The organism is Dyadobacter sp. BE31, assembly GCF_031457695.1.
Classification (GTDB): Bacteria; Bacteroidota; Bacteroidia; order Cytophagales; family Spirosomataceae; genus Dyadobacter.
Window position 1 is genome coordinate 243,534 of record NZ_JAVDXA010000001.1, and the last position, 11,723, is coordinate 255,256.

At 51.0% G+C, this 11,723-nt stretch carries 7 protein-coding genes; 2 read left to right on the plus strand and 5 right to left on the minus strand.

Features of this window, described 5'->3' with window-relative positions; genetic code table 11:
- Window positions 1–30: 30 nt before the first annotated feature.
- The 5 genes from J2Y43_RS01005 to J2Y43_RS01025 all read right to left on the minus strand — a co-directional run bounded on the left by J2Y43_RS01005 (window position 31) and on the right by J2Y43_RS01025 (window position 10,144).
- Window positions 31–2,739: a PQQ-dependent sugar dehydrogenase gene (locus J2Y43_RS01005; RefSeq protein WP_309981653.1), complete on the minus strand. Its 2,709-nt coding sequence runs from the start codon at window positions 2,737–2,739 to the stop codon at window positions 31–33.
- A 259-nt stretch (window positions 2,740–2,998) separates the two neighbouring features.
- Complete coding sequence (locus J2Y43_RS01010) at window positions 2,999–4,603, minus strand: RagB/SusD family nutrient uptake outer membrane protein (protein ID WP_309981652.1); 1,605 nt, start codon at window positions 4,601–4,603, stop codon at window positions 2,999–3,001.
- Window positions 4,604–4,613: 10 nt separating this feature from the next.
- A complete protein-coding gene (locus J2Y43_RS01015) occupies window positions 4,614–8,165 on the minus strand; it encodes a TonB-dependent receptor (protein WP_309981651.1) in 3,552 nt (1,183 codons plus the stop codon).
- 370 nt (window positions 8,166–8,535) lie between these two features.
- Complete coding sequence (locus J2Y43_RS01020; protein ID WP_309981650.1) at window positions 8,536–9,507, minus strand: FecR domain-containing protein; 972 nt, start codon at window positions 9,505–9,507, stop codon at window positions 8,536–8,538.
- Between the two features lie 76 nt (window positions 9,508–9,583).
- On the minus strand, window positions 9,584–10,144 hold the full coding sequence (locus J2Y43_RS01025) for an RNA polymerase sigma-70 factor (protein WP_309981649.1): 561 nt from the start codon (window positions 10,142–10,144) through the stop codon (window positions 9,584–9,586).
- Window positions 10,145–10,360: 216 nt separating this feature from the next.
- Between J2Y43_RS01025 and J2Y43_RS01030 the strand changes: the two genes are divergently transcribed.
- A complete protein-coding gene (locus J2Y43_RS01030; protein WP_309981648.1) occupies window positions 10,361–10,720 on the plus strand; it encodes a hypothetical protein in 360 nt (119 codons plus the stop codon).
- A complete protein-coding gene (locus J2Y43_RS01035) occupies window positions 10,717–11,703 on the plus strand; it encodes a type II toxin-antitoxin system antitoxin SocA domain-containing protein (RefSeq protein ID WP_309981647.1) in 987 nt (328 codons plus the stop codon). Before J2Y43_RS01030 ends, J2Y43_RS01035 begins: the two co-directional genes overlap by 4 nt.
- Window positions 11,704–11,723 lie beyond the last annotated feature (20 nt).

Here is an 11,723-nt window from a genome sequence, read left to right on the forward strand (position 1 = left end):
GGTTCAGGAATAGTCCTGCATTTTAAAAGGTTAGGGATTAAAATCATTTTCGAAATACATCCAGTCGATATGGAACAGCGGACCTTTGGCCTTTTCATTTCTGAAAACCAGGTAAAGGTCATGCACGCCCTTGCTACCGCTTACCGGCAACAATACTTCTTTCCAACCGGCTTTGAGGTCGTCCAGCCGTCCGCCGGGAACATCGACTTTGCCCAATAACTGACCTTCACGGCCTCCCTGGCGCAACTCGATCGTACCGCCGGCGCCATGCTCCTGAATGCGTAATCGGATATTTCTAATGTGCGTGAGGTCAATCTGGTTGAACCGCGTGTATTTTCCATTGGTAATGTTCGCGATGTAGGAAACGTAGCCGGTGTTTTGCGTCGCGATCACCACGCCCACATTCCCTTCCTGGTAATCCTCCATTTGCACCAGTGGGTTACGCAGCACAATATGGCTGGCCGTCTTTTGCGGACCGATACCATTCGCGCCCTTATCGGTGTAGGAAGCCTGCAAGACGTAAGCGCCCTCATTGCCCTTTCCGATGTGCTCCGTTAGTTTCAGCTGGGCTGAAAGCGGCATTTGCTGCGCATTTTTACCCAATGAAAGAATATAACCCGCTATTTCTTTCGCATCTTTTTCGGGCAAATCGGCATGAGGTGGCATCGGGTAAGAGCCCCAGTTTCCGCTCCCACCGGTGATAATCTTTCGCGCAAGCATATCCGCAGCGCCTGCATTACCCGTGTATTTTTTGGAAATATCCTTCAAAGCCGGGCCGATAGACTTGGTTTCCAATGTGTGGCAAGCCTTGCAATCCAGCGAGGCGTACAATTTCGCCGTAGCCGCATACCGGATATTCTCCCCTTCCGAACCCGACAATGCGCCTGCAAGGTCCTTTCCGAAAGCCAGGTAATTGAAGCCCGCGTGAATTTTGGCGCGCTGGATATTGCCGTCTTCCTTGTCCGTAACCTTGATACTATAATCAAACGGCGCATTATCCCAATAAAAACTGCGGTTCGCCTTCGTCTCGATCTTTACCTCCGGCGGCGTGTTCCCGATCTTGAATTCGGTGGTAGCAGTTCCCTTTCCGCCGTTCTGGTCGGAGACGGTCAGTACTACATTGTAAGTGCCGGGTTTGGTGAAAGTGTATTTGATTTCCTCGCCCGCCAGCTTTTTCGCCCCGATTTTCCATTCATAAGTCAGCTTGTCGGCGGCATCGTAGTCTTTGGAACCCTTGGCCGAAAGCGTTGCCGTAAATGGAGCCGCTCCGATGGTTTTGCCTGTCGTAACGGCGGCTATCGGATTGCGGTTCCCCTCGGCATACTCCACCCGGATGATGCCCGAGTCGGTATTGCGTGCAAACCAATTGGTACCGTAAGCGAGCAGGTAAATGGCGCCGTCGGGAGCAATCTGCATGTCGATCGGCGCGACGACCTTCAATTGAGGAAGGAAAGGCTCCATGCTCACGTAGTTACCGTTTGCATCCATGGTCACGGCCATGATCCACTTCCGTATCCATTCAAAAATGAACAGCTTCCCATTGTAGTATTCGGGAAGTTTATAAGGCGCATTCGGGTACAAATCACTATAATACACCGGACCAGCCATAGCACTCGCACCGCCTTTGCCTACCAGCGGGTATTTCTTCGACGGGCCTTTCCCGTACCAGATGAATGCCGGCTGGGCGGGTGGCAACTCGCGGATTCCCGTGTTATGCGGTGAATCGTTGATCGGTTTTTGCGGGTCTTTTCCCGGACCTTCCTTCTTGGTCGCGAAATCATAATCGGGAAACACCTCGTTATCCCCCAAAAAGTAGGGATACCCAAAGAAGCCCGGCTTGCGGGCCTGGTTAATCTCATCATAACTCATTTTTCCCTCGCTGCCAGGCACCTCCGTATCGGGGCCGACGTCGCCCCAATAGAGGTAGCGGGTCTTCGGGTCTACGGAAATGCGGAACGGGTTCCGCACACCCATTGCATAAATTTCGGGCTTGCCTTGCGAACCGTCTTTCGGGAAAAGATTCCCGTCCGGAATGGTGTAAGTCCCATCCGCTTCCGGCTTGATCCGCAGGATTTTCCCCCGGTAGTCGTTGCTGTTGGCCGTAGCAGCCTGATCGTCCGATAGCTCGCGCCCCGGACGCTCGTCGATGGGCGTGTGCCCCTCGATTTCCTCTGCATTGGTATTATCGCCGATCGAGAGATAGAGCAAACCGCCCGAAAAGGTAAGGTAACCCGCCGAATGGCAGCAGTACTTACGCTGGGTAGGAACTTCCAAAAGTACCTTTTTGGAATCCTGGATCAGGTTCTGCCCTTTCAGTTCGAAGCGCGCCAGGTGACTGACGCTCTTCTCGCCGCCAACGCCATAGTAGAAGTAAATCCAGTTATTCTGCTTGAAATCCGGGTCAACTGCCACGCCGAGCAGCCCGTCCTCGATCCCGCTAAATACATTGAATTGAGCGATCGTCGAAAGTTCCTTGGTGGCGTTGTTGAAATAGCGCACCGCCCCTTTCCGTTCAGCCACCACCATGTCGTAGTTCGGCAGGATTGCCATTTCCATCGGCTCGTCAAGGCCCGATACCAGTTTGGTATAGGTAAACCGGCTCGAATCCGGCCCTTCCGAAACACCGGCGATGCGAACCGGGTGAGCATTTTCTACATTCCGGAATACCGGTTTGTCACTCCGGCTCACCGAAGCCAGGCACAGCGCCCCGGCAAACAAAAGACCTATGGAAGATTTCAATTTTTTCACCCAATAAACTTAATAAAATGATTTATGAAATATAGCGACATATGAAACTTTAATTTTGAATTAGTGAATTATCAAGGGTTGTCAAGAAGGGTTAAGTATTGTCAGGTTTTGTCAAGAATGGTCAAAGAGTGTTCAGGAATCGCCAAGGACTACTTAACCATTCCTCACCCATAACTACACCTGACTAAATCTGACAACACATGGCCAAACCTGACAACACCTGACCATATTTGACTATTCAATCATTAGCCTAATAGTTCGGATTCTGCACAATGGATCCTCCCGAACGGTCGATCTCAACCTGCGGAATAGGGAATACCTCGTTTTTACCTGCCGTAAAATTGCCGCCTTTACCATTCGAAAACGGTTTGGCTGCGTAGGCCTTCATGGTCGGCACGAGTGTGTTCCAGCGCATGAGGTCGTACAGGCGGCGGTATTCCATGGCCAGCTCCACCCGGCGTTCGTGCCGCACGGCTTTGCGCAAATCATCACCCGCTTTCACATCAGGCAATTGTTTTTCAGCCACTTTCAAAACCCTCGATGCCGCTTCAATATCCTTCCGCGACGATGCAGAGGCGCGTTTACGCACTTGATTAATGTAGCCGGCCGCTTCGCCCTTATCCCCACCGCTCTCAATCAATGCCTCCGCATACATCAGCAGCACATCGGCATACCGGATCGGGTGGTAAGTCCAGGCGTCGTTGCCCCACCCTTGCCCGCGGCGCGATTCAGGCAAATACACTTTCCGGCTGTGGTAACCGGTATTCGGATAGGTCGAAAAATCCAGCACCTCTTTGGTTCCATTCACCTTCGGAAACTGGTCACCCGATTGCAGGATTGTATACAGTAACCGCGGATCGCCCTCTTCGAATTCATTCACAAGGTCTTGCGTAGGCAAATCGAAACCCCAGCCGCCGGTTGCCCCACGCGGCGAGCAGTATACATTAATGGTGCTGCCGTAAATCGGGATCGCCGGATCGTCGCCCATGATAATGGAAAACACAGCCTCCTTCGTCTTATACCCGTTTTCCAGGAAAATCTCCTGATACTGAGGGTGCAGGGCAAATGCACCCGAGTCGATCACCTTCTTTGCGGCATCGCGCGCTTTGGCAAACAGGGCAGGATCATCTTTGGCAAAAAACAGGTAAGCCCTCGCCAGCAACGCCCAGGCAGCCTCTTTGGTGGCCCGGCCCACTTCGGAAGCCTGCAACTTCGCAGCCGAAAGCATCGCCGGGTCGTTCGCAGCGGCCGTGAGCTCTGCTTCAATAAATTGAAATACCTCCTTGGCCGACGCGCGGTTCAGTTTGGTACGGTCATCCACGGTGAGTGTTTTGGTCACCAACGGCACACCTCCAAAGACCTCCGCGAGTTCGAAGTAGAAAAACGCCCTCAGAAACCGGATTTCAGCCAGGTAGCGACTCTTTTGAACAGGATCCAGCGGAGCGCCGCTGGCGTCAATGAGGCTCGCCTCCGGCAACCGCTCCAATGCCACATTGCAGTTACCGATCGCACTGTAACGCGCTGTCCAATAGCCCGCAAGCGTTTCGTTGGACGAAAGTGCCCGACCAAAACCAAGGTCGGTCACGAACGGACGGTCGCCCGCATCGGAACCACCCTTGTCGGCATCGTCGGTAGCCATATTTCCCAGCTCAGCCCTGGCCGCTTCGTAACCCCAGAAGTTACTCACAAAACCCCGGTAGCAGGTCACCAGCGATTTAAATCCCGCATCTGGCGATTTATAAAATGTTTCGTCGGTAAGGTTGCCCGGAGGCGTGCGGTCGAGGAACTCTTCGGAACAGGACGTCCCGCCCAGCACCAGGCACGACGCAAGCATTATGATTGATAACTTTTTCATAGTGAATATTTTAGAATTTTGCATTGATACCAAACATCCATGTGCGCGCCTGCGGGAAGTAGCCCTGATCGATCCCTGTCAATTTGGGATCAGCCGAACCCATTTCAGGGTCGAGGCCGCTGTATTTAGTGATCGTGAAGAGGTTTTGCGCACCTACATATAACCTCACCTGCTTGATTTTCGCCTTTTGCAGCAAACTTCCCGGCAAGCTGTAACCGAGCTGGACATTCTTCATGCGCAGGTACGAGCCGTCCTCCACGAAATACTGGGACACGTTGGTGTTCAAACCGGCATTCTGTGAGATTTTGTAATATTGATTGGTACTACCCGGGCCATTCCACGCCTTCTCGAGGAAGCCTTTCGGCGCATTGTACCAGCCGGTACCCGATTCGGTATCGTAGCGAAGGATGTTCATCACATCGTTCCCCTGCGAACCCTGGACGAATGCACTGATATCAAATCCTTTGTAAGCCGCATTCACCGTGAGTCCGTAAATGAAGTCCGGCCATGGGTTACCGATTTTCGTACGGTCGTCAGCATTGATCAACTGATCGCCATTGACGTTTTTGAAACGAATATCGCCGGCTGTCGAAAGGCCTTTCTGCGCACTGGCATTAACCTCGTCCTGCGTCTGGAAAATACCGTCGGTCTGCCATCCGAAATAGTAACCCACGGGCATTCCTTCTTCGGTTTTGGTGATGGTTTCACCCAAATGCGCGGTCGAATAAATGGGCTCACCGCCTCCAAGCGTGGTTACCTTATTGGAAAAAGTCGAGAGTGTAGCCTTGATACCATACTGGAAACCAGCCACTTCATCGTCATACCCGATCGCAAAATCCCAACCCTTGTTCACCATTTTACCGGCATTTGACCAAGGGAAATTAGGATACCCCAATGTGGTCGGCAGTGGCACGATGAGCAACATATTATCGACTGCCTTTTTGAAATAATCCGCAGTGAGGGTCAGTTTGTTATTTAAAAATGCAAGGTCTACACCGATGTCGGTCTGATTGGACGTTTCCCATTGGAGCATTGGATTCCCGATACTGCCGCGGCCAGCACCCATGTACCAGGTTTTGTTATCCCCAAAAAGATAGCGGCTGTTGTTGCCGTAGGTCGATAGGTAGGCGCCATTCGCGATATTCTGATTACCGATTTGCCCGTAGCTGGCGCGCAGCTTACCTTCCGAGAGCCATTTCAGCCCTGCATCTTTGAAAAACTCCTCATTGGTAAAGTTCCAGGCCGCAGATACTGAAGGAAACGTACCCCAGCGATAATCCTTCGCAAACCGGGACGTCCCGTCACGACGCACGTTGGCCGTCAGCACATACTTACCTCCAAATGAATAGCTTACCCTTCCAAAATAGGAGTTCAATGCATTGGAATAAGTGTAGCCCGATGCGCCCGGATTGATCGTAGCGGCGTTGATAATCCGCATATCCTCCTCATTATTAACCGCTCCCTGCTTGGAAGCACCATATTCCAGTCCTTTCGTGAGCTCCGCCGAGGTACCTGCGAGCACATTCAGGCGGTGCTGCCCCCAGACCTGGTCAAATGCCAGCGTATTCTCCCAAACGAAATAGTTGGACCAGTAGGAATAGTTACTGATCGTATTGTAAGTCGCGTAATCATATCCATTGAGGTAATATTGCGGGGTAAAGCCCTTCGAAAGCCCCCGGTGAACATCGAGACCAAAGTTGCTGCGGAATTTGAGCGGTTCAAGGATTTTCACTTCCAGGTTAGCACCGCCTTTCATGCTGATACCCTCCCAAATGCTCTGCCGCATCCGCTCGATCTGCCCAACCGGGTTCGGCTTATTGGAATACAACACGCCCGCATAGCGCGAAAACGGGTTGCTGGCATCGTAGCCCTGCATAATCGTTTGGTAAAAAGAAGGAACATCCCGCAGATTATCGCGGTAAACGGGCGTGATCGGGTCGGCAGTCATGGCGCTGAAAATCGTCCCGGAATACGGATTGTTCTCATCGATATTGCGGCGGCTTTCGTAAACCACTGCAATATTGCTGCCAAGGCGCACCCGCTCATTGATATCTGCATTCACATTATTCCGCCACGAAATGCGGCGGTAATCCGAGCCGCGAACGATCCCTTTCTGGTCCATATAGCCCAATGCCGAAGCAAAATCAACCTTTTTGCTACCACCCGAAACATTGATATTGTAGCTCTGTACCGGCGCATTTTCATGGATAATCTGCTTCCACCAGTCGGTACCGTTGGGCCCTGTGTTCGCACGTACGAAGTTGAGCGCCTGGGTTTTCATGTCCGGAGAGATCGGCGGAGTAACACCCACCGCTTCGGCTGCGCGGTTTTTATAATTGATAAACTCCTCAGCATTCAGCATATGCGGACGCTTCCACGGCGACTGCAAGCCATAGTAGCTATCGAACGAAACACTTATTGCTTCCGATTTGGAGCCCTTTTTGGTGGTGATAATCACCAAGCCATTCGAAGCGCGCGAACCATAAATAGCAGCCGCGGACGCATCCTTGTGAATATCCATCGCCTCGATATCGTTCGGGTTCAACCAACCGATACCCGTCTGCGGCAGCCCGTCGACAATGTAGAGCGGCTCATTGGAGTTGTTGATCGAACCGATCCCGCGTATACGCACGATACCCGCTGAGCCCGGGCTCCCGCTCGACTGCGTTACCATCACGCCAGCCGCCTTGCCTTGCAAAGCATCCGTGGCAGAGCGCACCGGCATATTCCGGATCTCGTCACCTCCTATCGAGGCCACCGAGCCCGTCACATCCTTTTTAGAAACGGTACCATAACCCACAACCACGACCTCCGAGAGCGACTTCGAATCCGTCGAGAGTTTCATATCGATCACCGAACGGTTGTCCACCGGCGCCTCGGCCGACAGGTAACCGATGAATGAAAATACCAACGTCGCATTCTCAGGGACATTCGGAAGCTCATATCGCCCTTCCCCATTGGTGGTTGTACCTGTCCCAGAACCTTTTACAATGACACTGGCACCAGGTAACGGCTCGCCCGAAACGGCGTCGGCCACCACACCGGAGACCGTCAGTGCGACATTCGCCACCTTACGTTCCGCGGCCCCTTTCAACAAGGAAGCGAGCGTATTCACCGGCTGCATAGCCTGCAACTGTCCCGTTGGCTGCGACTCCAACGACGTTTTCCGCTCCGCGTCAGGGCGGTCACCGGCTTTTTCCGTGGATTCATCTTTAATGTAGATCACATAGAAATTGTCACGCAGCTTCTTGAAAGCCAGATTATTCGGTTCCAGGATTTTGCGCAATGAATGTTCCAGCGAGCCGGCCTTACCGGATTCTTTCACAGTTTTCCCGTTGACATAGCCGGAGTTGTAGAGAAAGGATACATTGAACTGCTTTTCCAGCTCACGAAGTTTCGATTCCAGGGTTACTGCCTGGCGCGGGCGTGAGTCACTGCCTGGGCTGACCCGGTGCGGGGCTTCCCCGTCGAGCCTCGACAGCGCGATGTTCTGCGCGTGCACCGCAAATACGGCACAACAGCAAATTGCGATCAGGTTAAGAGTAGTGATCAGTCGTTTCATAGGCGAAAGCGCTTTTACAGGGTTTGTTTAAATGGCCAAAATGCGAACGCGTACCACATTATTTCGCGATTCTGAACATAGAGTACCGTTTCATTCGGCATACCGCCACACGGAACGCAACTTTTTTCTAAAATTTTTTAACAGTGTAAAGTCAGCGAGTCAAGAAGTAGTCATTTTATCTTTATTTCAAATATAAAATTTGATTTTAAAGATAATTAATAAATTAAATTATAAATTAAGCATGTAAAATGTGGCAGTTTTATAACTGCCCGTACGCGACTTATGGCTCCTGGCTAATTACTTTCCTGACTTCTTAATACAACACCTGACCTAATGACTTCCCTGACTTCGCGATTTCATACTTCCCGCCTTATTCGGATCTGGACGCAATGACCAACTGCTCGCCGTCACGCGTGATCGTCACGTTCGATGCCTCGGCGACACCTTGGAGAAGCAGGTCGACATTATCCGTCGGGACGGAGCCTGAAATCTGGCGATCGAGCAATTCGGGACGGCTGGCTTCTGTTTCCAGGCCGTAGGTATCCCGCAATATCCCAGCGACCTCTCGTAGTGAAGTGTTTTTGAAAATGAGTTTATGATCTTTCCAGGCAGAGTAGAGACCTTTTTCGACGCGCTCGTGCTGATAATCCGATGGCTTTTTGCGGAACTGAACCATTTCGCCCGGTCTGAGGACCAGCGTATCGCTTTCCGAGTCGCCCAGGTTGCACCGGACCTTTCCTTCGTCGAGGACGATCCGCGTGCCGCTCTCGCGTTTGCTGACATTGAACTGTGTACCCAGCACGTCGAGGCTGAAATCCGCTCCCGTACGTACGCGAAACTTCCGGTGATCCTTGGTATGAACCACCTTGAAATACCCCTCGCCTTCCAGCCGCACTTCACGCAACTCCGACCATTCGGCATCGTATGAAAGCACCGAGTTGCCATTCAGGGTCACTTCGGAGCCATCGGGCAATGTCAGTACACGGGTTTCGCCGAAGCCGGTGCGTTCGGTAATGCGACCGCTTTGCCGTTGAAATATGTACAAGCCAATCCCGGCCACCATCAGGAAAAGTACCGCCGCCGCGATCTTACCCCAGCCAAACCAGCCGGATTTGCCAGCAGGCAGCTCGTCCACCCATTCCTGAGATTCCGCATTGACCGTCTGTATCCGGGCAAAGAGCCTATCTTCCAATGCCGACAAACCATCGGCAGACAATCCATCCGTGAACGCCGGGCGCAATTCCGCCGATCGATACCAGGCTTCCAGTTCTTCGGCCTCCGCGCGCGAGTTCTGTCCGCTCTTGTCATTTTCCAGTAAATACAGCAAGCGATCTTTGTCCATTCGTCGATATACTTCTCCGCTTTTGAAATAGTAACACTCCGGCGTGGTTACCGCCACGGCCGGCCCAGTTTTTTTTCTATGGATATAAATTCCACATTTCCAGCACAATCCATGCCCAGGCAAACTCTTTCAGGTTTTCCCGCAGGATTTTCAGCGCACGGCCCATCTGCTTTTCGACCGTGTCCACAGGAATTTGTTCCTGCTCCGCAATCTCCTTATAAGTAAGGTGCTCCTTTCTGCTGAGCAGGTACACTTTCCGCAATTTTTCAGGCAAGTTTTGAACGCTACTTTCCAGCGCTCGGGCGAGCTCCTCGTAATGCAGGCGATCCTCGATATAGTTATTCTGGTCGCCCGGCACTTGCAGTAAATGTTCGAGGTAAGCCTCCCTGATTTTACGGGAACGGATCAGGTTATAGATGCTGTATCGCAATGCACCGAACAGGTAAGCTTCAAGTGATACCGAAATCAGCAGCGTTTCACGTTTGGCCCAGAGGTCGACAAAAATTTCCTGGATAATTTCCTCACTTTCCTCGCGTAACAGGATGCGCCGGTACGCGGCATCGAAGAGCCGGCGCCAGTATTTTCGGTACAAGGCGGCAAAGGCTTCACTATCGCCCGTTTGCATACGGGCGAGCAAAATATCGTCGGTGCTATTTGGGTTTTCGGAAGCGATGATTTTCAGAAAGGGTTTGGAGCCTGCAAGTTCGCTGATCCGCCGGTCAAAACCGATGGGAATTGGTGAGAATTTTAGCGAGCCTTCTGGTCATTGGAAAATAATTAAACTTTATAGTTGAAAATATGATATTGTATTGATATTTTTGACACTATAAAATTAAACACACAATACACCACTATGCCCGACCAGCGCGAAGTACAACGCTTCCTGGACGACTTCTTTGTGAAATACAGGATATTCGACATCCTGTTTACGGAGAGGAAAAATCCAAAGAACGCTCAGACCATGTTGCTCCTCGAAATTTCACCTGCAAAACGGCGGCAAATCATTGAACAGATTATCGTCGATGACTACGTTGAAGGACCGCTGACAGATACGCTTTATCAAATCAGCGACATGTGGGTTTTCGGCAAAAACTTTCAGGGACATCAACTTTATATCAAGATTTCTATGGGCCGGGCCAATGCGAATACCCTTTGCATATCATTTCACATTGCCGAAAAGCCGATGCGGTATCCATTTAAACAAACATTATGAAAAGTCCGATTACAGGAAAGGAAATGCAGGTACGAAACGAAGTTACGAGCCTGGCATTCAGGAAGGAAGAATTTGAAGTCGTTACGCATTATTACGAATGCGAAGATTCCGGCGAGCGTTTTTCCGATGACCGCCTCGACGAGTTGAGTATCGTACAGGTGCATAACCAGTATCGCGAAAAGTATGGAATCCCGTTTCCGGAAGAAATCAGGCGAATCAGGGAAGGCTATGGGATTTCGGCCAGCAAAATGTCGGAAATTTTAGGGCTGGGCGCTAATTCATATCGCCTGTATGAGTCAGGCGAGGTACCGTCCGTAGCCATTGGGAGACTTATTATGTCGATCCGTAACCCGGCAACATTTGTCCAGCAGGTTACTGCGAGCGTGCATTTCCTTACTGATAAGGAAATTAAAAAGCTGACGTTGGCTGCTGAGAATCGAAACATGGAATTTGTTGCCGAAAAGGTATTCCCATCAAGACTTAATGGTTACCGTCAACCCGATTTTGCCAAAATCGCCGGTATGATCACATTTTTTCAGGTATTATGGAAAATTACGCTGTTCAAAACCAAATTGAACAAGTTGCTGTTCTATGCCGATTTCAATGCTTACCGTCTAACGGGATACTCAATTACAGGACTGGAATACAGAGCAATACAGTTCGGACCGGTACCTGCGCAGTTTCAGAAAATGTATGTGGATCTTTCACAGCGAGGGCAGATCAGCATCGAAGAGCAATATTTTGGGAATGGTGCTTATGGCGATGAAATCAAAGCCTGCACGTCGTTTGACAAGGCACTGTTTTCAGACACCGAATTGAAAGTGCTGGAATTTGTAGCCCAACAATATGGCAAGCTCGCAACGGACGACATTGTGAACCTTAGCCACGAAGAAACCGGCTGGTATGAGAATTCGGAGCAGAAATCGCTGATCAACTATCGTTACGCTTTTGAGCTCAATCAAGGCATTAGCTATAATTCCTGACCAAAGTCAGTTTTTCCCAC